Raw genomic sequence first — 23376 nt, forward strand, 5'->3', positions numbered from 1 at the left:
GGACGGGGTCTTCGTCTGTCAGATGACAGCCGAGCGCGGGATCTCGGACTCGGCCGCGGTCCCTCCGGCCATGACGTCCTCCCACGCGAGTCGGAGTCGGTCCATCGCCTCTGCGGTGCGCTCAGGTGTCAGGGTGATCGGAATCCGCAGGCGCCTCTCGAGCACGCCGCCGGTGGAGAATCGCGGCCCTGGCGGAAGGATCAGTCCGTGATCACGCGCGGCGAGCGACAGGGCTGTCGACACCGGGGCGCCCAGGTCGAGCCAAGCGGAGAGCCCACCGCTCGTCGGCGGCATGGACACGGTGTCGAAGGACTCGAGTCCCGCCGCCACAGCGGCGCGACCTGCCCGCAGGCGTGTCGCGACGTGCGCGGTGAGCGCCGGCATCTCCTGCAGCAGCTCGACGGCGATGCACTGTTCGAGCAGCGCCGTGCCGAGCTCGAACGAGGGGCGGGTGGCGAGCAGGCGGGCCATCACCGAGCGGTCGGCCCGGATCCAGCCGATGCGCATGCCGCCCCAGGCGATCTTCGACATCGAGCCCACGGTGATCACATGCGGGCTGAACGCCGAGAAGGGCAGCGGGGTCCACTCCCGATCGATGTCGAGTTCGGCGGTCGTCTCATCGATGATCAGGTGCGTGCCGACGCTCCGAGCCGTCGCCGCGATTCGCGACCGCTCGACATCCGAGAGCGTGGCTCCCGTCGGATTGTGGAAGTCGGGGATGAGGTAGGCGAGATGGGGGCGGCCGCGCAGCAGAGTGTCGGTGAGGTGGCCCTCATCCCATCCCGTGACATCGACCGGGGTCGGCAGCAGCCGGTAGCCGTGGCGGTGAAGTGCCTCGAGTGCATGCGGGAAGGTGGGCTGCTCGACGAGTGCGCGCTCGCCCCTTCGGCCGATCGTGGCGAGCAGCAGGTTGAAGGCGTTGAGCGCACCGGATGTGATCATGATCTCGTCGGTATCCGTCGGCACTCCCCGCTGCGTGAATCGCTGCGCCACCGCCTCACGCAGCTCGGGAAGGCCCCGCAGTGAGTAGCCGCTGGTGCCGCGCATCGCCGCGAGCCGGGGGAGTGATCGCACGGTCGCGTCGTACAGCCCTGGAGTCGAATCCATCGATGCGATCGACAGATCGATGGCCGACTCGTCTTCTGCACCTCTTCCCGGGGCGACGGTATGCGGCAGGGTGACCCGAGTGCTGCCCCCGTGCAGCCGTGAGACGTACCCGTCGCCCTCGAGAAGGTCGTAGACACGGGTCGTCGTCGAGCGGGAGCGACGCAGCTCCAGCGCGAGCGCTCGCTCGCTCGGCAGCCGTTCGCCCACGGTGAGTCGACCGTCGAGGATCAACGCGCGGATGTGCTCGGCGAGGGCCTTCGCCGTGGCGCCGGCGATGTTGTGGGCACCGAGCTGCTGGACGAGCCGTGAGGTCATGACTCCAGCATGCACCAAAGTGGCCTGAAGAAAGCAGGCCACTTCTCACCGAGTGGTCTCGTGAACGCGATGGACGACTGGGCCAGCATTGAGGGATGCGACTTCGTTCCGTCCTCCTCCCGATCAGCGCCACCAGCCCCCGCGACGTCGTCGAGCGCATCGTGCAGCTGCTCGTCGGCCTGTTCCTCTACGGCGTCGCCCTCGGGCTGATGGTGCGCGGCGGTATCGGCGTCGCCCCGTGGGACGTCCTCGCACTCGGAGTCTCGGGGCAGACGGGGATCGGATACGGGGCGGTCACCGTGCTCGTGTCGGTGCTGGTGCTGCTGCTGTGGATCCCGTTGCGGCAGCGGGTCGGGCTCGGGACTCTGCTCAACGCCCTGCTCGTCGGACCCAGCGCAGATCTGGCTCTCGCCGTCATTCCCGCACCGTCGTCGATCTGGGTCGGCGCTCCGATGTTCGTGGCCGGGCTTCTGCTGCTCGCCTTCGCCACCGGTCTCTACATCGCGGCAGACTTCGGTCCCGGCCCGCGAGACGGTCTGATGACGGGGCTCGTGGGGCGCACGGGGTGGCCCGTGTGGCTCGTGCGCACGCTCATCGAGGGGAGCGTCCTGCTGATCGGCTTCCTGCTCGGCGGTCCGGTGGGCGTGGGGACGGTGCTCTTCGCCTTCGGAGTCGGGCCCCTGATCGGCTGGTTCCTGCCGTGGACCACTCGCGTCCGTGCGGCGAGGTCGCGCCAGCTCGCACGCGCGTCCGCGCGCTAGGTCCTCAGAGACGAGGAGCGGCCCCCGGGATAACCCGGGGGCCGCTGTTCGTCTCTGTCGCAGGTCAGTCGGCGCTCGCGAAGACGGCGACGGCGTTGTGGCCGCCGAAGCCGAACGAGTTGCTGATCGCGATCTGCGGGCCGTCGCCGAGGGGCGTGGGCTCGCCGGAGAGGCGGAACGGCACGGCCGGGTCGGGCTCGGTCATGTTGATCGTCGGCGGGGCGACGCGGTCGCGGAGCGCGAGCAGCGAGAAGATCGCCTCGAGGGCTCCCGTGCCGCCGAGCAGGTGGCCGGTCGACGCCTTGGTGGCCGAGACGGGGATCTCGTCGATCCGCTCGCCGAAGACCTTCCTCAGCGCGACGTACTCGTTGGGGTCTCCCACGGGGGTCGACGTCGCGTGCGCGTTGATGTGGGTCACCTGGTCGGCGGTGATGCCGGCCTCGTCGAGCGCCTGCGTGACGGCGCGTGCGGCGCCGTTGCCCTCGGGGTCGTTGCCCGTGATGTGGTACGCGTCAGCGGTGACGCCACCGCCGAGCACGTAGCCGTAGATCTTGGCACCGCGCGCCTTGGCATGCTCCTCGGTCTCGAGGATGAGCACGGCTGCGCCCTCGCCCATGACGAAGCCGTCGCGGTCGATCGCGCCGGGACGCGAGGCTGTGGCCGGGTCGTCGTTGCGGCGGGACAGAGCCTGAGCAGAGGCGAACGACGCCATCGTGATCGGGTGGATGGCCGATTCTGTGCCGCCGGCGATCACGACGTCGGCGAGACCGTCCTGCAGGTGGTGGAAGGCGTGGATGATCGACTCGGTGCTGGAGGCGCATGCGCTGACGACGGTCTGCGCATAGGCGCGAGCCTGGAACTGCAGCGACAGGTTGCCGGCTGCGGCATTCGGCATCAGCATCGGGACGGTCAGCGGCATCACACGGCGGGGGCCCTTCTCACGCAGGGTGTCCCACGCGTCGAGGAGAGTCCAGAGGCCGCCGATGCCGGTCGCGAAGTCGACTCCCAGGCGCTCGGGAGCGACCTCGGGGGAGCCGGCGTCCGCCCAGGCCTCGCGTGCGGCGATGAGTGCGAACTGCGACGAGGGGTCGAGCCGCTTCGCCTCGTGGCGGGGCAGTACCTCTTCGGGGCGGACGATCGCTTCGGCCGCGAAGGTGACGGGGAGGTCGTATTCCTTCACCCAGTCGTGCTCGAGGGTGCGGGTGCCGGACTGGCCGGCGAGCAGATTCGCCCAGTTCTCGGGGGCGGTCCCGCCGATGGCGGACGTGGCGCCGATGCCGGTGACGACGATGCGCTTGGTCATGTGTGGTTCCTTGTCGGGCGGGTCGAGCGGAGAACGGGCAAGGCGGAGGATGCCACGCCCCGCGAGCGCGGGGGTGGCATCCTGCGAGGATTACTCCTGGCCTGCGACGATGAAGTTGACGGCGTCGCCGACGGTCTTGAGGTTCTTGACCTCGTCGTCGGGGATGGTGACGCCGAACTTCTCTTCTGCGTTGACGACGATCGTCATCATCGAGATCGAGTCGATGTCGAGGTCGTCGGTGAACGACTTCTCGAGGGCGACCTCGGATGCGTTGATGCCGGTCTCGTCGGTGATCAGCTCTGCGAGGCCTGCGAGGACCTCATCGTTGGTGAAAGCCATGTGGTCTTCCTCTTTCTTACGGGTTGTATTCGGAACCGTGGAACAGTCTAGGGAAAGTCGGCGCGTTCTCAGGGGAGGACGACGACCTGAGCGGCGAACACGAGTCCGGCGCCGAAGCCGATCTGCAGCGCGAGACCACCCGAGAGCTCGGGGTGCTCGGCCATCAGACGGTGGCTCGCGAGAGGGATCGAGGCGGCCGACGTGTTGCCGGTGGTCTCGATGTCGCGAGCGATCACCGTGGACTCGGGGAGCTTGAGCTGCTTCGCGAACTCGTCGATGATGCGCATGTTCGCCTGGTGCGGGATGAACGCGGCGATGTCGGTCGGCTCGACGCCGGCCTTGTCGAGCGCTTCGCGCGCGACCTTCGCCATCTCCCACACGGCCCAGCGGAAGACCGTCTGACCCTCCTGGCGCAGGGTCGGCCACGGCACCTCGCCGTCGCGGAACTCGGTGAGAGTCGCGTTCATGCCGACCGCATCGGCCTTCGAACCATCCGATCCCCACACCGCCGGGGCGATGCCCGGCGTGTCGCTGGGGCCGATGAGGGCGGCGCCGGCGCCGTCGCCCAGCAGGAACGAGATGCTCCGGTCGGCCGGATCCACGACGTCTGACAGCTTCTCGGTGCCGATCACGAGGGCGTAGCGGGCGGCACCGGACTTGATCAGCGCGTCTGCCTGAGTGATCGCGTAGGCATAGCCCGCGCAGGCGGCGTTGACGTCGTATGCAGCCGCCGGGTTCGCACCGACGCGGTCGGCCACGATCGCCGAGACGGACGGCGACTGCTTGGGGTTGCTGATGGTGGCGACGATCACGAGGTCGACCTGGTCGGCAGGGATGCCGGACTTCTCGATGGCCTCTGCTCCGGCGATCGTGGCGAGGTCGATCGCATCCGTGCCCTTGTCGGCTCGCACGCGGGTGACGATGCCGGTGCGCTGGCGGATCCACTCGTCGCTCGAGTCGATCGGGCCGATCAGGTCGTCGTTCGGCACGGCGTTCTCGCCGCGGGCAGCGCCATAGGAGTAGATCCGCGTATAGGCGGGACCGGTGATCTGGTTCAGGATGGGGCTCATGCGGCTTCTCCGTTCAGCAGCGCGACGGCCGCATCGAGATCATCGGGGGTCTTCACGGCCACGGAGGGGACTCCGCGCAGGCCGCGCTTGGCGAGTCCGGTGAGCGCGCCCGCGGGTGCGAGCTCGATCAGACCGGTGATGCCGTGTTCAGCGAACGACGACATGCAGAGGTCCCAGCGCACCGGCGACGACACCTGGTCGACGAGGTAGCTCAGGGCCTGCGATCCGTCGGTGACGACGGATCCGTCGCGGTTCGTCCAGAGTGTGATCTCGGGGTCGGCCGGGGCGACCGTGGCGACCGCGTCGCGCAGTGCGGCGACCGCTGAGGCCATGTACGACGTGTGGAATGCACCGGCCACCTGCAGCGGGATGACGCGGGTGCCTTTGACGGGTTCGGTGGCGAGAGCGTCGAGCCCGGCGAGCTCGCCGGCGACGACGAGCTGGCCGCCGCCGTTGTAGTTCGCGGGGGAGAGCCCGAGTTCGGTGAGACGGGTGAGCACGGTCTCTTCGTCTCCGCCCAGCACGGCGCTCATGCCGGTCGGGGTCTGGGACGCGGCGTCCGCCATCGCCCGACCTCGGATGCCGACCAGGCGCATGCCGGTGTCGGCGTCGATCACACCGCTGCTCACGAGCGCGGCGATCTCGCCGACCGAGTGTCCGGCGACACCGTCGGCTCGGCGACCGGCACGCGCATTGAGCGCGTTCGCAGCGATCAGCGACGCAGCGACGATCAGAGGCTGGGCGATGCGCGTGTCTCTGATCGTGTCAGCGTCTGACACTGTTCCGTGCTGCTGGAGATCGACCTCCGCCGCCTCGGAGAACGCGGCGAGGCTGTCTGCCGCACCGTCGAGTTCGAGCCAGGGGGAGAGGAATCCGGGGGTCTGCGAGCCCTGTCCAGGGCATACGACGACAATCACAGACCCCAGTCTGCCAACGATCTGCGGTGAGCGGTGGATGATCCATCACAAGATTCGAGAAAACCCTTGTGTGTGGCGTACAGCTGATCGGCGCGCGGAGCGCAGATCAGCGCGAAGGGCGACGCAGGGGAGCCCGGCGACGGACCTGCTCTGCGGCGCCGATCGACCCGAGGATGAGCGCGGTCTGCAGGATCAGAGCCTCGCGAGGACCCGTGGCGTCCCAGCCGATCACCTCGCTCACACGCTTGAGGCGGTAGCGCACGGTGTTCGGGTGCACGAACAGCTCTCGGGCGGTGGCCTCGAGTGAACGCCCGTTGTCGAGATAGCTCCAGAGGGTGGTCACGAGATCTGTGGAGTGCGCCTGCAGCGGACGGTAGATGCGCTCGATCAGCGTCTGCTTGGCGAGCGGATCGCCCGCGAGCGCCCGCTCGGGAAGGAGGTCGTCTGCGTCGACCGGCCGGGGAGCGCTGCGCCAGGCGCGGGCCACAGCGAAGCCTGCGAGGGCCGCCCGTGCGCTCTGACTCGCGTCGACGAGTGCGGCGACCGCGGGGCCGAGGACGACGTAACCAGGGCCGAACGAGGGTTCGAGGCGCGAGGCGATCTCTTCGAAGCCGAGTTCTTCCTCTTCGCCTTCCGCCGGTTCCTGGCCCGCGATGCGAGCGCGGCCGATCACGAGCACGAGTCGGGATCCCTGCACTCCGATCAGCACGTCGACCGCGAGCTTCCGCGCCGTGCGACGCACGAGATCGACGTCGAACTGCGGGGGAGTCGTGCCGACCAGCACCGCGACTTCTCCGTGACCGTGCCAGCCCAAGGCGGCGATCCGGCTCGGCAGCTCTTCGTCCGCCTCACCGGTGAGGATGGAGTCGACGACGAGCGCCTCGAGCCTCGCATCCCACAGACCACGAGCCTCAGCGGCTCGGGCGTAGACGTCGGCAGCGGCGAAAGCCACGTCGCGCGAATAGAGCAGGATCGCCTCGCGGAGATCTGCGCCTCGTCCGGCGACGCGCTCCTCTGTCACCTCGACCGTGACACGGATGAGTTGCAGAGTCTGCTGCAGGCTGACGCTGCGCAGCAGCTCGCGCGGCGCCGCGGCGAAGATGTCGGCGGCGATCCATGGCGTCGAGGTCGGATCCTCATACCACTGGATGAAGGAGGTGATGCCCGCCTGAGCCACCAGCCCGACCGCAGAGCGGCGGGCTGGTGGCATGTCGGCGTACCACGGAAGGGTGTCCTCGAGGCGCTTGATGGTCACCGAGGCGATGTCGCCGGAGATCCGGCGCAGCCAGGTGAGCGTGGCGGACTTGTCCATGCCGCGCGAAGAGGAACCCGTCACCGATGGCTCAGCTTTCGCCGCCCGCGTTGCCGCTGGTGCCGGCATTCACGTCGTGCAGGCTGTACTTCTGGATGGCCTGCGCGGCGAGAGAACGGTCGACGACCCCGTCTTCGGCGAGCGACTGCAGCGTGCGGACGACGATCGACGGGCCGTCGATCTTGAAGAAGCGACGAGCGGCTGCACGCGTGTCGGAGAAGCCGAAGCCGTCGGCACCCAGCGTCGCGAAACGCTGCGGAACCCACGGACGGATCTGGTCCTGCACGGCGTGCATGAAGTCGCTCACGGCGACGACGGGACCTTCGGCCCCCTGCAGCTTCTGCGTGAGGTACGCGGTGCGCGGCTCTTCCTCCGGGTGGAGGAAGTTGTGCTCGTCGGCGGCGAGTCCGTCGCGGCGCAGCTCGGTCCAGGAGGTGACCGACCAGACATCGGCGATCACGCCCCAGTCGTTCTTCAGCAGCTCCTGCGCCTCGAGTGCCCAGGGGAGTCCGACGCCCGATGCGAAGAGCTGGGCGCGCGGGCCCTCGCCCTCTCCGACCGAGATGCGGTGGATGCCGCGCACGATGCCGTCGACGTCCACATTCTCAGGCTCGGCGGGCATCACCATCGGCTCGTTGTAGAGCGTGATGTAGTACATGACGTTCGGGTCTTCGTGGTTGCCGCCGTACATGCGCTCGAGACCGGAGCGCATGATGTGCGCGATCTCGTAGCCGTAGGCCGGGTCGTACGAGACCGTCGCCGGGTTGGTGGCGGCGAGCAGGTGCGAGTGGCCGTCGGCGTGCTGCAGGCCCTCACCGGTGAGCGTGGTGCGGCCGGCCGTGGCACCCATGATGAACCCGCGGGCCATCTGGTCGCCGGCGGCCCACTGGGCGTCACCGGTGCGCTGGAACCCGAACATCGAGTAGAAGAGGTAGATCGGGATAAGCGGCTCGCCGTGCGTGGCATACGAGGTGCCCGCCGCGGTGAACGCCGCCAGTGCGCCGGCCTCGTTGATGCCGACGTGCACGATCTGGCCCTGCGGGCTCTCCTTGTAGGCGAGGAGGAGCTCACGGTCGACCGACGTGTAGTGCTGACCGTTCGGGTTGTAGATCTTCGCAGACGGGAAGTACGCGTCCATTCCGAACGTACGGGCCTCGTCGGGGATGATCGGGACGATGCGGTGGCCGAAGTCCTTCGAACGCAGCAGGTCCTTCAGCAGACGGACGAACGCCATGGTCGTGGCGATCTCCTGCGTACCGGAGCCCTTCTTGGGCAGTGCGTACGCGGTGTCGTCGGGGAGCGAGAGCCCGACGTGCGTGGAACGACGCTCCGGCAGGTAGCCGCCGAGAGCCTGGCGGCGCTCGAGCATGTACTGGATCGTCTCGTCCTGCGAGCCCGGGTTGTAGTACGGGGGCAGGTACGGGTTCTCCTCGAGCTGAGCGTCCGTGATCGGGATGTGCATCGCGTCGCGGAACGTCTTGAGGTTGTCCAGCGTCATCTTCTTCATCTGGTGGGTCGCGTTGCGGCCCTCGAAGTGCGGACCCAGGCCGTAGCCCTTGACGGTCTTGGCGAGGATGACGGTGGGCTTGCCCTTGTGCTCTGTCGCAGCCTTGAACGCGGCGTAGACCTTGCGGTAGTCGTGGCCACCGCGCTTGAGGTTCCAGATGTCGTCGTCGGAGTAGTCCTTGACGAGGGCTGCGGCGCGCTCGTCGCGGCCGAAGAAGTGCTCGCGGACGTACGCGCCGGACTCGGCCTTGTACGTCTGGTAGTCACCGTCGGGGGTGATGTTCATCAGGTTGAGCAGCGCGCCCTCGGTGTCGCGGGCGAGCAGGTCGTCCCATTCGCGACCCCAGACGACCTTGATGACGTTCCACCCCGCACCGCGGAAGAACGACTCGAGCTCCTGGACGATCTTGCCGTTGCCGCGCACAGGGCCGTCGAGGCGCTGCAGGTTGCAGTTGACGATGAACGTGAGGTTGTCGAGACCCTCGTTGGCCGCGACCTGCAGCTGACCGCGGCTCTCGACCTCGTCCATCTCGCCGTCGCCGAGGAATGCCCAGACGTGGGACTCGGACGTGTCCTTGATGCCGCGGTTCTCGAGGTACTTGTTCGACATCGCCTGGTAGATGGCGTTGATCGGACCCAGACCCATCGAGACGGTCGGGAACTGCCAGTAGTCCGGCATCAGTCGAGGGTGCGGGTACGAGGGGATGCCGTACGGCGCGTGCGACTTCTCCTGGCGGAAGCCGTCGAGCTGGTCTTCGCTCAGGCGGCCCTCGAGGAAGGAACGGGCGTAGGTGCCGGGGGAGGCGTGGCCCTGCACGAAGATCTGGTCTCCGCCGCCCGGGTTGTCGAGACCCTTGAAGAAGTGGTTGAAGCCCACTTCGTACAGCGCGGCCGACGACGCGTAGGTCGAGATGTGACCGCCGACGCCGATGCCGGGGCGCTGCGCGCGGTGCACCGTGATGGCCGCGTTCCAGCGGATCCAGGCGCGGTAGCGGCGCTCGACCTCTTCGTCACCGGGGAACTCGGGCTCGTTCTCGGGCGCGATGGTGTTGATGTAGTCCGTGGTCGGGACCATCGGCACGCCCAGGTGCAGCTCCTTGGAGCGCTTGAGCAGGCTGAGCATGATCTCGCGGCCTCGACCGTGGCCCTTGGCGTCGACGAGCTCGTCGAGCGACTGCTGCCACTCGCCCGTCTCATCCGGATCGCTGTCGAGCGGGCCCTGGGAATACGGATCCTGGTCGTGCACAGTCACGGGGAGCCTTTCGTCAAGCTGGCAGGTCATGCCAATGAAACGGGAAGCGACGCGGGCAGCCTTGTCGGCTGTGCACAACGCGTGCCGCCCTCAGCCTATCCCCCTTCCACGACATCAGCGCGCACCGGGTCATCTGTAGACTGGACGCATCAGGGCCTTTAGCTCAGCTGGTAGAGCGCCACGTTTACACCGTGGATGTCGTCGGTTCGATCCCGGCAGGGCCCACCTCGATCTCGTCCTGGCTCTGGGCTGCGCTGGAAGATACCGCACCCTGGCGCTGATGGCTAGACAGGACGCCTTCTTTCCTGAGACGTCACGCCTCTCGTAGAGTTCTTCGTGGACTCTGAGCGGCTCGCGGACGTCAAGTCGATGCCGGGAAGGAGGTCACGTGAACACGTGTCAGAAGTGTCAGTTCGCAGTGGCCAATCCGGTCGGCAGCCTGAGCGTATCCCGCGTCGGACTGCTCTCGGACGCCCGGTTCCCCGGCCGCAGTGTCGTCAGTCTGCGCGATCACCACGACGACATCGCCGACGCGCCGTCGGCACTCGCGGAGCTGTTCATGGCCGACATCCACTGCGCGACGCGCATCATCCGACGAGCCACCGGCGCCGACCGTGTCGATGTCGCCTTCTCCGGCGACACGGACTCGCACGTGCACGTGCACGCGCACCTCGTCCCGCGTCGCCGCGACCGCGATCCGCGGCCGGACAACGGCCCATGGGAGGATCCGAGGGGGCACCGCCCGCTCGAGCCGCTGCCCGAGGCGATGGCCATCGGTCTGCTCAGTGCCGCGTTCGACGTCGCTGGCGCCGGTCCGCTCAGCTCATAGGCGAGTCATGATCGGGGTTGAGCGGCGCCACCGCTCTCAGAGCCCGTCCGGCCATCGGGTTCGCGAACGACGTACAACCCGGACGGTGCGTTCGCGGTGAACGCGAGCGCCTCGATCCACTGCCTGTTGAGGTCGGGCACCTGGCCGACGGAGTAACTGAAGACGAGGCTGCAGCCCGGGTGCAACCACACCGTGCTGCGACCGCCCCCGACGCTGGAGTCATCCCTCCACGTGAAGAGAAAGGGCTCACTTCGTCGTAGCTTCGTCGTCACGACCACCTGCAGATGGTGGAGAGTGCGATCGTCGATCTCGGCCTTCTGGCTTCCCTCGTACACGAACCTGCCCATGATCTGCCGTTGCCTGCTGAACTCTTGTCAGCGTGAGGTCGGCGGAAGCTTGTCGACGCCGTGCCGGTGGGGCTTGTCGGGTTCGGCGGCCGTCTCGGGCGTCGCATGCGCGCGCCCGGTCGGTGATCCGGAGCTCGGGTAGTGGGGCTCTTCGATCTCGATCGCCCTGTCACGCTCGTCGAGCGGAGGCAGATGATCGAGCGGTTGCTTGATGTCGTCCGGGTGGCTCATGGCGACAGGCTCCATCAGGCTCCGAGCGATGAACAGGGGCTTGTGATCAGGAGGATCCTGTGGTTCCGGACATCGGTCCGGGGCGTAGGGTCGACGCTATGCGTCCGAAACCGCTGCTCGTCTTCGACGGTGACTGTGCCTTCTGCACCACGTGGGTGCGGCGACTCGAGCGGTGGCTCGTCAGATTTCCCGAGGCTCAGCCGTGGCAGTGGCTCGACCTCGATGAATTCGGACTGAGCTCGGACGACGTCACCCGCTACGTATGGTTGCTGGTCGGCGAACGCCGGTTCCGCGGTCACGCGGCTTTCGCCGCGCTGCTGAGGATGCAGCGCTCGAGGCCCCTGCGCGTCGTGGGCCAGGTGCTGGTCACGCCCCCGTTCTCGTGGGCAGCGGCACTCGGCTACAGGCTGATCGCCCGCTTCCGGCACCGGCTTCCCGGGGGCACGGCCGCCTGCGCCCTGCCGCGGGCCGAGAGTCGCGACGTCAACTGATCGCGACTCCGGTACTCTCGGCGCATGGCCACCGCAACGTCGCAGACCCCGAAACGCGAGGCCTTCGGCTCGCGCAACGTCTTCATCCTCTCTGCGATCGGCTCTGCCGTCGGTCTGGGGAACATCTGGCGGTTCCCCTACGTGGCGTACGAGGGCGGAGGCGGGGCGTTCCTCATCCCGTATCTGTGCGCGCTGCTGACCGCCGGAATCCCGCTGCTCTTCTTCGACTACGCGATCGGACACCGATTCCGCGGTTCCGCGCCGCTGGCCTTCCGGCGGATGCACCGCAGGGCTGAGCCGCTCGGCTGGTGGCAGGTGCTCATCTGCGTGGTGATCGCGGTCTACTACGCGGTGATCATCGCGTGGGCTGCGATGTACACCTGGTTCTCGGCGCAGTTGACCTGGGGGCCCGGCAACGAGAACGACTTCTTCTTCGTGGACTTCCTCCGCTCAGCCGACGTCGCCGAAATCGGCATCTCGACCGAGTTCGTGCCTCAGGTCGGGCTGCCGCTCATCGCGGTCTGGCTGATCGTCATCGTCATCATGGCGCTGGGCGTCAAGCGGGGCATAGGCAGGGCCAACATGATCCTGATGCCTCTGCTGACGGTGATGTTCGCGATCCTCGTGGTGCAGTCGCTGTTCCTTCCCGGCGCGATGGACGGGCTGAACGCCTTCTTCACCCCGAACTGGGAGGCACTCGGAGACCCCGCCGTGTGGGCATCGGCCTACGGTCACATCTTCTTCTCGCTGTCCGTGGCCTTCGGGATCATGGTGACGTACTCGTCGTACCTGAAGCGCAAGACCGACCTCACCGGTTCCGGCCTGGTGGTCGCCTTCGCGAACTCGGGCTTCGAGATCCTCGCGGGAATCGGCGTGTTCGCCGCGCTCGGCTTCATGGCGCAGGCGCAGGGCACCGAGGTTGCCGGAGTCGCATCGTCGGGGATAGGCCTGGCGTTCATCGCGTTCCCGACGATCGTGTCGCAGGCGACCGGCGGCTCGATCATCGGCGTCCTGTTCTTCGGGGCACTGGTCTTCGCCGGCGTGACCTCACTCATCTCCATCCTCGAGGTCATCGTCGCGGCGCTGCAGGACAAGCTCGGGTGGGCGCGCATCCGCACGACCCTCACAGTGTCGATTCCGCTCGCGATCGTCTCGATGGCCCTCTTCTCGACGACCACTGCTCTGTCGGTCCTCGATACGGCTGACGCGTTCGTCAACGCCTTCGGCATCATGGCCGTCGCGCTCGTGGCCGTGATCGTCGTGGCCTGGTTGCTGCACAAGCTGCCGGCGCTCGTCGATCACCTCGATCGTCGTTCGAGTTTCCGAGTAGGTCGGGTCTGGATGCTGCTCGTCGGTGCGCTCGCGCCCCTGGTGCTCGGCTACCTGTTGGTCACCGAGCTGATCTCGAAGATCGCAGAGCCGTATGGCGGCTATCCCGGATGGTTCCTCGCCGTCTTCGGATGGGGCATGGTCATCGCCCTCGTCGCGCTCGCACTGCTGCTGTCCGCGCTGCCGTGGAGCGGTCGTTCGCACGCCAAGGACGACCCGGAGTACGACGAGTTCCTCGCCGAGGAAGACTACGAACCCGATGCGGAAACCTCGTCGATTCCGACGGTGCCGGGCTCGGAACCTCGCACGATGGAGAAGGGAGCAGGCGCATGACCACGACAGCCATCGTCATGATGATCATCGCGATGGTCACGATCTGGGGCGGACTCATCGCCGCCGTCGTGAACCTCGCGCGTCACCCCGAGGTCGCGGACTCGGAACCCGCTCCGCCCGTGGAACTCTGACCGACGCCGGTCGCCGCGCCTGATCGCGGCGTCGCCCCAGGACCCGCACCCCGCATATCTCGTCTATCGTTCGTCGGCCGGCCAGCTCAGACGACTCAGCGCGCCGATCACCAGGGTCGCTCTCCCGTCGGCGCGCAGACAGGTCAGCAGCGTGCGCCCGCACCCGCGGCAGAGCAGGATCACGCCGGCCGGATCGAGCTCTGCGACGGCGTCGGCGAGGTCGGCTTCCCTCTCGCAGTGCGTGCATGCCGCTCGGGCAGCGGTCATGTCCCTGCCGAAGAACTCGAGCAGCATCCCGCCGGCGGCGTTGCCGTCGACTCTCTTGCGATGACCGGGGTGGACAGCGTCCATCAGGAACCTCCGAAACGCTCGGTGCGGATGCGGTCGGGCGGATGCCCCGTCGCGACGAGCAGATCTGCGACCGCCTCGACGAAGCCGGTCGGCCCGCAGACGTAGACCGAAGGGCGCTCTGCAGCGGGGATGGTGGACGCCGCGATCGTCGCCGCATCCACCCTGCCGGCGGGCCGTTCGGACCCGGTCGGTGCCGAGCGGCTGTACGCCCAGTCGACGCTGAAGGCGTCGTCGGTGAGATCGCCCAGTTCGGCCGTGTAGAACGCGTCTTCCGCAGAACGCACCGCATACAGGAGCCGCATCGGTGCGGAGCTGGCCGAGCGCGCATGTTCCCGGGCCATCGCGAGGAGCGGCACTATCCCTGATCCGCCGGCGATGAGTTGCACGGGTTCCGTCTGCGCAGGGGTCCACACGAAGTAGGCGCCGATCGGACCGCGAACCTCCAGCTCGTCGCCGGGTCGGACATCCTCGACGAGATACGGAGAGACCTCGCCATCCGGCACCTCGTCGACGGCCAACTCGAGCACGCCGCCCTCCCCGGACGATGCGAGCGAGTACGACCGCACGGCCTGATAGCCGTCCTCAGCGGTCAGGCGCACATCGACGTGCTGGCCGGCGAGGTTCCCCGGCCACCTGTCGACCCGTAGGGAGAGCACACGCCCATGCGGTGTGGCTCGTCGGACCTCGAGGACGCTGGCGACAAGCCACAGCGACGACGAGGTCACCAGTACCGCTCCTCTTTCCACGGATCGCCGTACATGTTGTATCCGTTCTGCTCCCAGAACCCCGGTTCGTCGTTCACGAGCAGATCCAGGCCGTGGACCCACTTCGCGGATTTCCAGAAGTAGAGGTGGGGGACGAGGAGCCGGGCGGGGCCGCCGTGCTCTGCGGCGAGCGGCTCGCCGTCGAACTCGAATGCGATCCACGCCCTGCCGCCGGTCAGGTCGGCGCGAGGGACGTTGGTCGTGTACCCGCCGTAGGAGAAGACGCGGGTGAAGTCGCCGTCTCCGGCATCCTGCAGCAGATGATCGAGGGAGACGCCACGCCACTGGGTGCCGAGCTTCGACCACCGGGTCACGCAGTGGATGTCTGTGGTGATGGTGTCGATCGGCAGCGCCTGGAGGTCGTCCCACGACCAGGTGCGGCGGATGCCGTCGAGACCGACGACGGCGAACTCCCACGTATCGGTGGAGACGCGCGGCGTCGGCCCCGCCGAGAGGACGGGGAAGTCCTCGGTGAGGTACTGCCCCGGGGGGAGGCGGTCATCCGATTCGCGTCGCCGTGCACCGAAGCCGCGGGAGATCACACCCATGATCGTCTTCTTTCGTCGAGCCGGAGCGGGAGCTCGGAGTCGCTCCTGAGGAGGCGCACTCCGTATGCGACCGAGTCTAGGGCCGCGTCGGACCGAAGAACTCGATCATTTTTTACTCATAAACGTGTTGTTCGTGCTAGCTTCACTCGTAAAACAGTTGTTCAAGCCACGGAGTCACATTGCTGAGTAGTTTCGCTGTTTCTGCTGATTCCTCTCAGCCCGACAACACCTCCGTCTCGCCCGAGAGGCTGGCACGCGACAACATGCCGCTCGCGACCTTCCTGGCAGTCGAGAAGGCCCGCTCTGCCACACATGTCGACCTCGACGATCTGCTCTCCGCCGCGCGCATGGGCCTCGCACGAGCAGCGATGTCGTACGACGCAGCGCGCGGCATTCCGTTCGGCGCCTTCGCGAGCAGTCAGATCAACTGGGCGATGCTGTCGGAGATGCGTCGAGCAGACCCCGCCGGCGAGCGCAGCCGCGACAAGATCGAGCGCCTGCGGGTCGCCGCCGAGACAGTGCTCGCCCGCACCGGCCGCGTGGCGAGTTCGACGGAGCTCGCGAGGGAGTCGGGGTTCGCGGTCGACGTCGTCGCGGAGATGATGAAGCTCGACGAGATGGTGCGGACGGCGGTCAGCTTCGAAGAGCACTTCGACGCCGAGACCGGACGTCAGGCGGCCGACCTCACCGACAACGTCATCCTCCCCGAGCACGCGGTCGAGCAGTCTGAGACGCGGACGATGATCAACCGCGTGGTCGACGCACTGCCGGCGGCCATGCAGCAGGTGGTGCGTGGGATCTACCTCGAGGATCGGATGGTGAAGGACATCGCCGAAGAGCTCGAGGTCAGCCATGCCTACGTGTCCAAGCTGCGGTCCAAGGGCCTCTCGCTGATGCGCGAAGCCATGGAGGCGTGGGAGAACGGCACTTCGGGTGACCGCACGACCAAGGCGAGGGCCGAGTTCTTCGAGAGCCTGTTCGGGCCGGTGCGCGCCGAGAGCCGTGACCGGTCGAGCGAGCTTCTCGCCGCTGTCTGACGCCTCTGCCGGAATCTTCCGCATCGTTGGTTACGACCGCGGCGCATGTCGCGAATGTGGATTGTGCAGGCCCACGGATGGGCCCGCGTCCAGCCCCATAACCACGGAGGAATTCTCATGGGTCTTCAGATCGCAACCAACGTCGGTGCACTCAACGCGTACCGCAACCTCTCTGTCAACCAGAACGACGTCTCGAAGTCGCTCGAGAAGCTGTCGAGCGGTCTGCGCATCAACCGCGCAGCCGATGACGCAGCCGGCCTCGCCATCTCCGAAGGTCTGCGCTCGCAGGTCAACGGCCTGAACGTCGCAGCCCGCAACGCTCAGGACGGCATCTCGGTCATCCAGACCGCAGAAGGCGCCCTGACCGAGGTCCACTCGATCCTGCAGCGTGTCCGCGACCTCGCGGTGCAGGCGGGTTCCGACTCGAACAACGCGGATTCGCGTGACGCCATCAAGACCGAGATCAACACGCTCGGCGAGGAGCTGACCCGCGTCGCAGCCAGCACGAACTTCAACGGGATCAAGCTGCTCGACAGCGCGAGCACCCTGACGTTCCAGGTGGGTGCGGGCTCGGAGGCGGCCGAGGACCAGATCGCAGTCACCCTGACCGACTTCTCCGGCCTGGGTGCGACGATCAGCGGCCTGACCGTCGACTCCGCAGCGACTGCTCTCGCCTCGATCGCGACGATCGACACGGAGATCACCGGTGTCTCGTCGGCTCGCGCCGGTCTCGGTGCGGTGCAGAACCGCTTCGAGTCGACGATCAACTCGCTGCAGGTCTCGGCCGAGAACCTCGCCGCAGCCAAGAGCCGCATCGCGGACACCGACATGGCCGCCGAGATGGTCAAGTACACCGCCTCGAACATCCTGCAGCAGGCCGGCACCGCCATGCTCGCGCAGGCGAACCAGTCGGGCCAGGGCGTCCTGCAGCTTCTCCGTTGAGTCGCTGCGCCTGAGGCGCATCAGGCGCCCGGGCGGAGTCATCTCCGCTCGGGCGCCTTCCTGTAGGACACCCTTGACCGCATCGCACGGAAGACGACCGGGATGAAACTCGACGGACTCGTATCAGGGCTCAAGACCGAAGAGCTCATCAAGGCGCTGATGGACGTCTCGGCGATCCCGAAGACACTGATCACGAACAAGATCACAGATCGAAACTCGATCATCACCAACCTCCAGTCGCTGAACACCACGCTGCAGGAGCTGGTCGCGAAGTCGAAGACCGCAGCGGGTGCGACCTCTCTGGCCTCATTCACCGCGTCCTCGTCATCCGAGACCGTCACCGTCACGGCCGGAGCCAAGGCCAGCGCGTTCTCGACCGCCATCGTCGTCGATGCCGTCGCCACCGCGCACTCGATCGTGACGGCAGCAGGCGGATCCACGGAGTGGGGCGGCGCGTTCACGCTCGTCGGCTCAGACGGCGAATCGATCGAAGTGACACCCCTCGGCACCGGGCCGCAGGATCTCGCCAAGGCCATCAACGCATCGAAGGCGGGAGTGAGCGCCACGGTCGTCCCCGCAGGGATCGATGCCGACGGCAAGCCCCTGTCGCGCATCCAGCTGACGTCGATCGAGACCGGCACTGCCGGCGAGTTCACCGTGCACAGAGGCACGGTGGCAGACATCGCCGCCGGAACCTCGACGGATCTCGGCGCCGAGCCCGGCGCCGCCGTCATCACGCAGGGAGCCGACGCCCGCATCCGTCTGTTCGCCGGCACTGCGGCAGAGCAGACGCTGAACAGCGCGAGCAACACCATCAGCGTGGGGGAGGGAATCGAGGTCACGGTCACGAAGGCGAGCGCGGATCCGGTGACGGTGGCGGTGGCTCGGGATGCGAAGAAGCAGACCACGACGGCCGAGACGTTCGTCAAGGAGATGGCGTCGCTCCTGACCCGCATCGACAAGGGGTCGACCGCGACGGTCGGAGCAGTCGGGGAGGCCACCACGCTGGGCGTGTTCACGGGAGACAGCACGGTCCGAAACCTTCGCGGTGCACTCACGAGCGCGATGCAGCATCCGGTCGACGGCGTCTCGCCCTCGACGATCGGCATCTCGATCAGCGACAAGGGTGTGCTCTCCTTCGATGCAGAGAAGTTCGCCAAGGCGCTGGCCGAGGACCCGGAGAAGACCCAGGAGCTGTTCTCGGCGATCGCGGGCCGCGTCGAAGGAGTCACCGACCAGTACTCCGACAAGTACGACGGGCTGCTCACCCAGAGGATCACCGGCCAGGAGGCCGAGGTCAAGACGCTCAAGACCCAGGTCGAGCGATGGGACATCCGACTCGAGCAGCGCCAGGCCACACTCGAGCGCACCTACGCCCAGCTCGAGGTGCAGCTGTCGAAGCTGCAGTCGCAGTCGTCGTGGCTCACCTCGCAGCTCGCCGGCCTCAACAGCACGACGACGTCGTGACCTGAGCACCGCCACCACCATCGCATCGGAGAACAGAACCATGCCCATCACCTCTCTCGACCGCGCCAAGCAGCAGTACCTCGAGCAGCAGGTCGCCTCGGCCACGCCTGAGCGCCTTCTCGTGCTGCTGTACGACCGCCTGCTGGTCGACATCGAACGCGCAGACGCTTCGCAGGACTCCGGAGACTGGGCGGCGGCGGGCAACCACCTCGTGCACGCGCAGCAGATCGTCGCCGAGCTGAACGGCTCGCTCACCGATGAGTGGGACGGCTCCGCGGAGCTGCATGGTGTGTACACCTACCTCACGGGCCGTCTGATCACCGCCAACATCGCTCGTGACCGAGCCGCCACCGCAGAGTGCCGAGCTCTCGTCGTCCCGCTGCGCGAAGCGTGGCATGCGGCCGCTGCGGCGATCACGTCGAGCACGCAGTCGCCCATCACGGCACTGGCCTGAGCGACCGTGCCGGACAACCTCTCGGCCTGGCTGACCGTGCTCGATCAGTTCGAGCGGGCCCTCGACGTCGCCGACGAGCAGCTGGACGAGCAGTCCTTCGAGGCGCCGCCCGGCCCCGTGCCCGACGAGCTTCGCGAGCGCGCGGAGGCGGTGCTCGCGCGCCAGCAGCTCATGATCGGCGGACTCGTCACCTCCCGCGCCAACGTCGCTCGAGAGATCGCCGCTCTGCGACGGGTGCCGACCTCGAAGACCGATGCGCCCGCATATCTCGACGTCCAAGGTTGAGAATCACGGTTACGGGAGCGGTCGCGTGTCGCGATAGTCGACTCAGAGCACGGATCGCTCGACGATTGGCCACGGATCGGCCTCTCCACCAACGTCCGGAGTGCCCCCGTGCTCGAATCCGTCACCTCCTCTGCGCTGATCAGCGCCCTCGACGGGCTGGCCCTGCGCCAACGCGCGATCGCTGAGAACATCGCCAACGTCAACACCCCCGGCTATCAGGCCCAGCGCGTGCAGTTCGAGGATGAGCTGCGCTCAGCCGTCGAAGGCGGTTCGGGCACCGTCGGCGCGACGGTCGAGCGATCGCTCGAGCCGACCAGACTGAACGGCAACAACGTCAATCTCGACACCGAGACCCTCTCGAACATCGACACCGTGTTGCGGTTCCAGTTCGCGAGTCAGGCGATCGGCGGCCAGGCGGCGTCGATCACCAAGGCGATCGGGCAGGCCTCCGCATGACCTTCGACGCGATCGGCATCGCCGGCACCGGCCTGACCGCGCACCGCAAGTGGCTCGACGCGCTCAGCGACAACATCGCGAACGTGAACACAGCCACCCCTGCGGGCCAGGAGGCCTTTCGAGAGAAGTTCGTCACGGTGCAGGCCGGCACGGAGAGCCCCGGCGTCTATGTCGCTGGCGTGGTCGAATCCGATGCCGAGGCCAAGCTCGTGTACGACCCCGAACACCCCTACGCGAACGACGACGGCTACGTGCAGTACCCGAACGTCGAGCTCGGCGATCAGATGAGCATGCTGATCCTCGCCCAGCGCGGCTACGAGGCGAACGCCGCCGTGGTCGATCGTGCGAAGACCACCTACGAGGCCGCACTGCAGATCGGCCGCAACTGATGTCGGGCATCGAGGCCGTCGGCGCGGCCGGCGTCACGCCGCTGTCCGCGCTCAGCTTCGAGACGGGCCCAGAGGCATCCGGCGCGTCGGCATCGGGCAGCACCTTCGCGACATCGCTCTCGGGCGCCGTGGAGAACCTCCAACAGCTGCAGTCCTCGTCGAACGAACTCGCGGTCCAGGCGGTCACCGGCGACCTGCAGGACATCCATCAGGCGATGATCGCCTCGACACGCGCCTCCGTGACGCTTGATCTGGTGGTCGCGGTGCGCGACCGCAGCGTCTCGGCATTCAACGAGATCATGAGGATGCAGGCCTGACGATGCCCAAGATGCTCACGAGCTACTACGACCGCGCGAAGCAGGTCGTCTCAGGATTCACGCTCGCACAGCGAACGATCGCCATCATCGGCGTCGCGCTGCTGGTGATGGGAGCGATCGCGCTCGGCGCGTGGCTCACCAAGCCGCAGATGAGCCCTCTGTTCACGGGCCTCAGTGCCGGCGATGCCTCGGCCGTCGTCGAGCAGTTGAAGTCGGCGGGCGTGGGCTACGAGCTCACCGAGGGCGGCGCGACCATTCTCGTCCCAGACGACCAGGTCTACGCGCAGCGCCTGGCAGCAGCATCGGCCGGGCTTCCCGGCGACACCAGCGAGGGGTACACGCTGCTCGACGACATGGGTGTGACGGCGAGCGAGTTCCAGCAGTCCGTCACCTACAAGCGGGCGATCGAAGGCGAGCTCGCGGGCACGATCGGCGCCATGGAGGGCATCTCCACCGCGTCGGTGCAGCTCGCGATCCCCGAGGAGAGCGTCTTCGTCTCGGAGCGGCAGAGCCCGACCGCATCCGTGTTCGTGAAGACCCGCAACGGCTCGACCCTCGGCGACGAGAAGATCGAGGCCATCGTGCACCTCACCAGTGCCGCAGTGCCGGGGATGACCCCGGAAGACGTCGCCGTCACCGACCAGGACGGCCGGGTGCTCTCGGCCGTCGGCACCGGACTCACCGGCAACTCGTCGAAGCAGGCGACGGAGCACGAGGCGAAGGTCGCGGCGTCGGTCAGCAGGATGCTCGAGACGATCGTCGGGCCCGGCAACGCCACAGTGACGGTCGCGGCCGATGTCGCGAACTCGACCTCGGAGCGCATGGACGAGACGTACTCGGCCCCCGAGGGCGAGCTGCGGGCCTCGGAGGAGACCAAGACGGAGACCTACAACGGCGGTCAGGCCGGCGGCACGGGCGTGCTCGGCCCTGACAACATCGCGGTTCCCGACAACGCAGACGGCACCGGTGCCTACGAGTTCGAGGAGACGTCGCGCGACAACGCCGTGAACAAGTCCACCGAGAAGACCATCACTCCGGCAGGAGAGGTCACGAGGCAGACGGTCAGCATCGCGCTGAACAGGGGAACCGTCACGGGTGTGACGGCGAACCAGATCGAATCGCTCGTGGCGTCGGCCGCCGGCATCGATGTCGAGCGGGGTGACGAGATCGCCGTCGAGTTCGTCGAGTTCAACCAGGCAGGAGCGACGGCGGCGCAGACCGCTCTCGCGGCGGCAGAGGCCGAGCGCGAGGCGCAGCTGCAGCAGGAGCTGCTGCGATCCGCGATCATCGGGGGATCGATCCTGCTGGCCGTGATCATCCTGATCGTCTTCCTCGTCGTGCGCCGCAAGATGAAGCGCCGCGTCCTCTACACCGATGACGGCCCGATCGAGTACTTCGCCACGGTCACCGAGAGCGAGGAGCAGAAGCTCCGTTCGCTCAGGGGACTCAAGGAGGCGGAGGCGATCATCGCCCCCGCCCCCACGAAGCTGCTGCCCTCGGCGTCGGTCGACCTCGATGACGAGCCGGAGCCCGACAAGGTTCTCGTCGAGCGCCGGCGCCGTGAGATCGATGATCTGGCGAAGCGCGAACCCGACACGATCGCCAGCGCACTGGCCGACCTGATGGACGAGGCGACCGTATGAGCGCACTGACCGAGCTGCTCGATGCGCAGGCCGACACGGTCGAGGTCTCGACCGCCGTGGCACCCGCAGTGACTCCCGTGCCGGAGATGAGCGGCCTTCGCAAGGCCGCGATCGTGCTGATGAACATGGACCGCGCCGCCAGTGCAGAGGTCCTGCGTCATCTCGGTGAAGAGCGATCCGAGATGCTCGCCGCGGAGCTCACGCAGCTCGGAGGGGTGGACGTCGCTTCGACGGCCCGCGCTCTCGCTGAGTTCCGGCGCATCGCGACCGGTGGTTCGGTGCCGTCTCGAGGCGGGCAGGAACTCGCCACCGGACTGCTCGAGACGGCGTTCGGGCGCGAGAAGGCCGTCGGCATGGTCGGCCGGGTGATGTCGCAGGGGTCGGTGTCCTTCGACTTCCTGAACGCAGCCGACCCGGCCCAGCTCGCCACGATCATCGAGGGCGAGCTTCCGACGACGGTCGCCGTGGTGCTGGCGAACCTGCGAGCCGATCGTGCGGCAGCCGTGCTCGCCGCGCTGCAGGACCCGCTGCGCACGGATGTCGCCCAGGCGATCGCGACGATGGGCACCGCCACCCAGGAGGCGATCTCGATCGTCGCCGACTCCCTGCGCTCTCGCACCGGCGTCTTCGCCATGCGCGACAACCACGAGTCGATCGGCGGCGTCCAACCCCTGGTCGAGATCATCAACCGGTCTGACACCGCCCTCGAGAAGTCGCTGCTCGCGAGCCTCGAGGGGCGCGACCTGGCATTGGCAGAGGACATCCGCAGTCGCATGGTCACGTTCGCCGACATCGCCCGCCTCGAGGACCGCGACGCCCAACGGGTGCTGCGAGGTATCGACCTCCGCATGCTGGCGCTCGCGCTGAAGGGCGCAGACGAGCAGATCACCGACAAGGTGAAGAGCAACATGACCGAGCGCAACCAGGAGAATCTCGCGGAGGAGACCCGAGTGCTCGGCCCCGTGCGCATGCGTCAGGTCGACGAAGCCCGCGCCGAGATCGTGCGCATCATCCGCGACCTGGAGGCCGCCGAGGAGATCACGATCTCTCGCGAAGACGAGGATGAGCTCATCGAGTGATCCCTCTGACGGCAGGTGATTCGGCCGCGATGGTTACGGCCGCGAAGGGACGTCGCGATAGTGGGCAGGGA

The 23376-nt window shown here is 67.5% G+C and carries 27 protein-coding genes and 1 tRNA gene; 16 read left to right on the forward strand and 12 right to left on the reverse strand.

Going from position 1 to position 23376, the window contains the following annotated elements; translation table 11 throughout:
- Positions 1–18 precede the first annotated feature (18 nt).
- Complete coding sequence (locus tag ACIP5T_RS01475) at positions 19–1422, reverse strand: PLP-dependent aminotransferase family protein (RefSeq protein WP_400860003.1); 1404 nt, start codon at positions 1420–1422, stop codon at positions 19–21.
- Between the two features lie 95 nt (positions 1423–1517).
- Between ACIP5T_RS01475 and ACIP5T_RS01480 the strand changes: the two genes are divergently transcribed.
- Positions 1518–2183, forward strand: a complete 666-nt coding sequence (locus tag ACIP5T_RS01480; RefSeq protein WP_400860005.1) for a YitT family protein — start codon at positions 1518–1520, stop codon at positions 2181–2183.
- A gap of 64 nt (positions 2184–2247) precedes the next feature.
- Here ACIP5T_RS01480 and ACIP5T_RS01485 read toward each other — a convergent pair whose 3' ends face one another.
- From ACIP5T_RS01485 to aceE, 6 genes are all read right to left on the reverse strand, one after another.
- Positions 2248–3486, reverse strand: a complete 1239-nt coding sequence (locus tag ACIP5T_RS01485; protein WP_400860007.1) for a beta-ketoacyl-[acyl-carrier-protein] synthase family protein — start codon at positions 3484–3486, stop codon at positions 2248–2250.
- A 90-nt stretch (positions 3487–3576) separates the two neighbouring features.
- Positions 3577–3825 (reverse strand): acyl carrier protein, encoded by a 249-nt coding sequence (locus ACIP5T_RS01490; protein WP_017202249.1) that lies wholly within the window; start codon positions 3823–3825, stop codon positions 3577–3579.
- Positions 3826–3893: 68 nt separating this feature from the next.
- A complete protein-coding gene (locus tag ACIP5T_RS01495; protein ID WP_400860009.1) occupies positions 3894–4895 on the reverse strand; it encodes a beta-ketoacyl-ACP synthase III in 1002 nt (333 codons plus the stop codon).
- Positions 4892–5812 carry an ACP S-malonyltransferase gene (locus ACIP5T_RS01500; protein ID WP_400860011.1) on the reverse strand — a complete coding sequence of 307 codons (921 nt, stop codon included), beginning with the start codon at positions 5810–5812 and terminating at the stop codon, positions 4892–4894. The genes ACIP5T_RS01495 and ACIP5T_RS01500 overlap by 4 nt, the downstream gene beginning before the upstream one ends.
- Positions 5813–5918: 106 nt before the next feature.
- A complete protein-coding gene (locus ACIP5T_RS01505; RefSeq protein ID WP_400860013.1) occupies positions 5919–7124 on the reverse strand; it encodes a PucR family transcriptional regulator in 1206 nt (401 codons plus the stop codon).
- 31 nt (positions 7125–7155) lie between these two features.
- Positions 7156–9882, reverse strand: a complete 2727-nt coding sequence (aceE, locus tag ACIP5T_RS01510) for a pyruvate dehydrogenase (acetyl-transferring), homodimeric type (protein WP_400860014.1) — start codon at positions 9880–9882, stop codon at positions 7156–7158.
- Positions 9883–10034: 152 nt separating this feature from the next.
- On the opposite strand from aceE, the gene ACIP5T_RS01515 reads away from it, so the two are divergent.
- Together ACIP5T_RS01515 and ACIP5T_RS01520 are read left to right on the forward strand one after the other, a co-directional pair.
- Positions 10035–10107, forward strand: a tRNA-Val gene (locus tag ACIP5T_RS01515).
- 163 nt (positions 10108–10270) lie between these two features.
- Positions 10271–10711, forward strand: a complete 441-nt coding sequence (locus ACIP5T_RS01520) for an HIT family protein (RefSeq protein ID WP_400860015.1) — start codon at positions 10271–10273, stop codon at positions 10709–10711.
- Between the two features lie 5 nt (positions 10712–10716).
- Here ACIP5T_RS01520 and ACIP5T_RS01525 read toward each other — a convergent pair whose 3' ends face one another.
- Together ACIP5T_RS01525 and ACIP5T_RS01530 are read right to left on the reverse strand one after the other, a co-directional pair.
- The gene (locus ACIP5T_RS01525) at positions 10717–11058 is read right to left on the reverse strand and encodes an ATP-dependent DNA ligase (protein ID WP_400860017.1); all 342 of its coding nucleotides are present in this window, start codon (positions 11056–11058) and stop codon (positions 10717–10719) included.
- A gap of 27 nt (positions 11059–11085) precedes the next feature.
- Positions 11086–11289: a hypothetical protein gene (locus ACIP5T_RS01530; protein WP_400860019.1), complete on the reverse strand. Its 204-nt coding sequence runs from the start codon at positions 11287–11289 to the stop codon at positions 11086–11088.
- Positions 11290–11387: 98 nt separating this feature from the next.
- Between ACIP5T_RS01530 and ACIP5T_RS01535 the strand changes: the two genes are divergently transcribed.
- The 3 genes from ACIP5T_RS01535 to ACIP5T_RS01545 are packed head-to-tail and all read left to right on the forward strand — an operon-like array spanning position 11388 to position 13573.
- On the forward strand, positions 11388–11780 hold the full coding sequence (locus ACIP5T_RS01535) for a thiol-disulfide oxidoreductase DCC family protein (protein WP_400860020.1): 393 nt from the start codon (positions 11388–11390) through the stop codon (positions 11778–11780).
- 24 nt (positions 11781–11804) lie between these two features.
- Positions 11805–13442, forward strand: a complete 1638-nt coding sequence (locus ACIP5T_RS01540) for a sodium-dependent transporter (protein ID WP_400860021.1) — start codon at positions 11805–11807, stop codon at positions 13440–13442.
- Positions 13439–13573 carry a methionine/alanine import family NSS transporter small subunit gene (locus tag ACIP5T_RS01545; RefSeq protein WP_400860023.1) on the forward strand — a complete coding sequence of 45 codons (135 nt, stop codon included), beginning with the start codon at positions 13439–13441 and terminating at the stop codon, positions 13571–13573. The genes ACIP5T_RS01540 and ACIP5T_RS01545 overlap by 4 nt, the downstream gene beginning before the upstream one ends.
- Positions 13574–13636: 63 nt before the next feature.
- On the opposite strand, the gene ACIP5T_RS01550 is transcribed toward ACIP5T_RS01545, so the two are convergent.
- From ACIP5T_RS01550 to ACIP5T_RS01560, 3 genes are read right to left on the reverse strand one after another with little or no spacing between them, the layout of a single operon-like run.
- Positions 13637–13924 (reverse strand): DUF6510 family protein, encoded by a 288-nt coding sequence (locus ACIP5T_RS01550; RefSeq protein ID WP_400860025.1) that lies wholly within the window; start codon positions 13922–13924, stop codon positions 13637–13639.
- Positions 13924–14649, reverse strand: coding sequence for a ferredoxin reductase (locus ACIP5T_RS01555; RefSeq protein ID WP_400860026.1), 726 nt, complete (start codon positions 14647–14649; stop codon positions 13924–13926). Before ACIP5T_RS01555 ends, ACIP5T_RS01550 begins: the two co-directional genes overlap by 1 nt.
- Positions 14646–15236 (reverse strand): sulfite oxidase-like oxidoreductase, encoded by a 591-nt coding sequence (locus ACIP5T_RS01560; RefSeq protein WP_400860028.1) that lies wholly within the window; start codon positions 15234–15236, stop codon positions 14646–14648. The genes ACIP5T_RS01555 and ACIP5T_RS01560 overlap by 4 nt, the downstream gene beginning before the upstream one ends.
- Positions 15237–15499: 263 nt before the next feature.
- On the opposite strand from ACIP5T_RS01560, the gene ACIP5T_RS01565 reads away from it, so the two are divergent.
- The 10 genes from ACIP5T_RS01565 to fliG all read left to right on the forward strand — a co-directional run bounded on the left by ACIP5T_RS01565 (position 15500) and on the right by fliG (position 23305).
- A complete protein-coding gene (locus tag ACIP5T_RS01565; RefSeq protein WP_400860030.1) occupies positions 15500–16273 on the forward strand; it encodes a sigma-70 family RNA polymerase sigma factor in 774 nt (257 codons plus the stop codon).
- Between the two features lie 117 nt (positions 16274–16390).
- Positions 16391–17215 carry a flagellin gene (locus tag ACIP5T_RS01570; protein ID WP_400860033.1) on the forward strand — a complete coding sequence of 275 codons (825 nt, stop codon included), beginning with the start codon at positions 16391–16393 and terminating at the stop codon, positions 17213–17215.
- A gap of 102 nt (positions 17216–17317) precedes the next feature.
- On the forward strand, positions 17318–18682 hold the full coding sequence (gene fliD, locus ACIP5T_RS01575; protein WP_400860035.1) for a flagellar filament capping protein FliD: 1365 nt from the start codon (positions 17318–17320) through the stop codon (positions 18680–18682).
- A 40-nt stretch (positions 18683–18722) separates the two neighbouring features.
- Positions 18723–19136 carry a flagellar export chaperone FliS gene (gene fliS, locus ACIP5T_RS01580; protein ID WP_400860037.1) on the forward strand — a complete coding sequence of 138 codons (414 nt, stop codon included), beginning with the start codon at positions 18723–18725 and terminating at the stop codon, positions 19134–19136.
- A gap of 6 nt (positions 19137–19142) precedes the next feature.
- A complete protein-coding gene (locus tag ACIP5T_RS01585; RefSeq protein WP_400860039.1) occupies positions 19143–19421 on the forward strand; it encodes a hypothetical protein in 279 nt (92 codons plus the stop codon).
- Positions 19422–19529: 108 nt separating this feature from the next.
- On the forward strand, positions 19530–19877 hold the full coding sequence (locus tag ACIP5T_RS01590; protein WP_400860041.1) for a flagellar basal body rod protein FlgB: 348 nt from the start codon (positions 19530–19532) through the stop codon (positions 19875–19877).
- Positions 19874–20266: a flagellar basal body rod protein FlgC gene (flgC, locus tag ACIP5T_RS01595; RefSeq protein WP_400860043.1), complete on the forward strand. Its 393-nt coding sequence runs from the start codon at positions 19874–19876 to the stop codon at positions 20264–20266. Before ACIP5T_RS01590 ends, flgC begins: the two co-directional genes overlap by 4 nt.
- The gene (gene fliE, locus ACIP5T_RS01600) at positions 20266–20583 is read left to right on the forward strand and encodes a flagellar hook-basal body complex protein FliE (RefSeq protein ID WP_400860045.1); all 318 of its coding nucleotides are present in this window, start codon (positions 20266–20268) and stop codon (positions 20581–20583) included. Before flgC ends, fliE begins: the two co-directional genes overlap by 1 nt.
- A 2-nt stretch (positions 20584–20585) precedes the next feature.
- Positions 20586–22226 carry a flagellar basal-body MS-ring/collar protein FliF gene (gene fliF, locus ACIP5T_RS01605; RefSeq protein WP_400860047.1) on the forward strand — a complete coding sequence of 547 codons (1641 nt, stop codon included), beginning with the start codon at positions 20586–20588 and terminating at the stop codon, positions 22224–22226.
- Complete coding sequence (fliG, locus tag ACIP5T_RS01610) at positions 22223–23305, forward strand: flagellar motor switch protein FliG (RefSeq protein ID WP_400860049.1); 1083 nt, start codon at positions 22223–22225, stop codon at positions 23303–23305. Before fliF ends, fliG begins: the two co-directional genes overlap by 4 nt.
- The last annotated feature ends 71 nt before the right edge of the window (positions 23306–23376 follow it).

This window comes from Microbacterium sp. NPDC088619, from assembly GCF_044752825.1.
Lineage (GTDB): Bacteria > Actinomycetota > Actinomycetes > Actinomycetales > Microbacteriaceae > Microbacterium.

What these genes read in the sequence shown, in the direction of transcription:
- ACIP5T_RS01475 (WP_400860003.1), bottom strand. Translation starts at nt 1,422, where the DNA reads ATGACCTCACGGCTCGTCCAGCAGCTCGGTGCCCACAACATCGCCGGC.
- ACIP5T_RS01480 (WP_400860005.1), top strand. Translation starts at nt 1,518, where the DNA reads ATGCGACTTCGTTCCGTCCTCCTCCCGATCAGCGCCACCAGCCCCCGC.
- ACIP5T_RS01485 (WP_400860007.1), bottom strand. Translation starts at nt 3,486, where the DNA reads ATGACCAAGCGCATCGTCGTCACCGGCATCGGCGCCACGTCCGCCATC.
- ACIP5T_RS01490 (WP_017202249.1), bottom strand. Translation starts at nt 3,825, where the DNA reads ATGGCTTTCACCAACGATGAGGTCCTCGCAGGCCTCGCAGAGCTGATC.
- ACIP5T_RS01495 (WP_400860009.1), bottom strand. Translation starts at nt 4,895, where the DNA reads ATGAGCCCCATCCTGAACCAGATCACCGGTCCCGCCTATACGCGGATC.
- ACIP5T_RS01505 (WP_400860013.1), bottom strand. Translation starts at nt 7,124, where the DNA reads ATGGACAAGTCCGCCACGCTCACCTGGCTGCGCCGGATCTCCGGCGAC.
- ACIP5T_RS01525 (WP_400860017.1), bottom strand. Translation starts at nt 11,058, where the DNA reads ATGGGCAGGTTCGTGTACGAGGGAAGCCAGAAGGCCGAGATCGACGAT.
- ACIP5T_RS01530 (WP_400860019.1), bottom strand. Translation starts at nt 11,289, where the DNA reads ATGAGCCACCCGGACGACATCAAGCAACCGCTCGATCATCTGCCTCCG.
- ACIP5T_RS01535 (WP_400860020.1), top strand. Translation starts at nt 11,388, where the DNA reads ATGCGTCCGAAACCGCTGCTCGTCTTCGACGGTGACTGTGCCTTCTGC.
- ACIP5T_RS01540 (WP_400860021.1), top strand. Translation starts at nt 11,805, where the DNA reads ATGGCCACCGCAACGTCGCAGACCCCGAAACGCGAGGCCTTCGGCTCG.
- ACIP5T_RS01545 (WP_400860023.1), top strand. Translation starts at nt 13,439, where the DNA reads ATGACCACGACAGCCATCGTCATGATGATCATCGCGATGGTCACGATC.
- ACIP5T_RS01550 (WP_400860025.1), bottom strand. Translation starts at nt 13,924, where the DNA reads ATGGACGCTGTCCACCCCGGTCATCGCAAGAGAGTCGACGGCAACGCC.
- ACIP5T_RS01560 (WP_400860028.1), bottom strand. Translation starts at nt 15,236, where the DNA reads ATGGGTGTGATCTCCCGCGGCTTCGGTGCACGGCGACGCGAATCGGAT.
- ACIP5T_RS01565 (WP_400860030.1), top strand. Translation starts at nt 15,500, where the DNA reads ATGCCGCTCGCGACCTTCCTGGCAGTCGAGAAGGCCCGCTCTGCCACA.
- ACIP5T_RS01570 (WP_400860033.1), top strand. Translation starts at nt 16,391, where the DNA reads ATGGGTCTTCAGATCGCAACCAACGTCGGTGCACTCAACGCGTACCGC.
- fliD (WP_400860035.1), top strand. Translation starts at nt 17,318, where the DNA reads ATGAAACTCGACGGACTCGTATCAGGGCTCAAGACCGAAGAGCTCATC.
- fliS (WP_400860037.1), top strand. Translation starts at nt 18,723, where the DNA reads ATGCCCATCACCTCTCTCGACCGCGCCAAGCAGCAGTACCTCGAGCAG.
- flgC (WP_400860043.1), top strand. Translation starts at nt 19,874, where the DNA reads ATGACCTTCGACGCGATCGGCATCGCCGGCACCGGCCTGACCGCGCAC.
- fliE (WP_400860045.1), top strand. Translation starts at nt 20,266, where the DNA reads ATGTCGGGCATCGAGGCCGTCGGCGCGGCCGGCGTCACGCCGCTGTCC.
- fliF (WP_400860047.1), top strand. Translation starts at nt 20,586, where the DNA reads ATGCCCAAGATGCTCACGAGCTACTACGACCGCGCGAAGCAGGTCGTC.
- fliG (WP_400860049.1), top strand. Translation starts at nt 22,223, where the DNA reads ATGAGCGCACTGACCGAGCTGCTCGATGCGCAGGCCGACACGGTCGAG.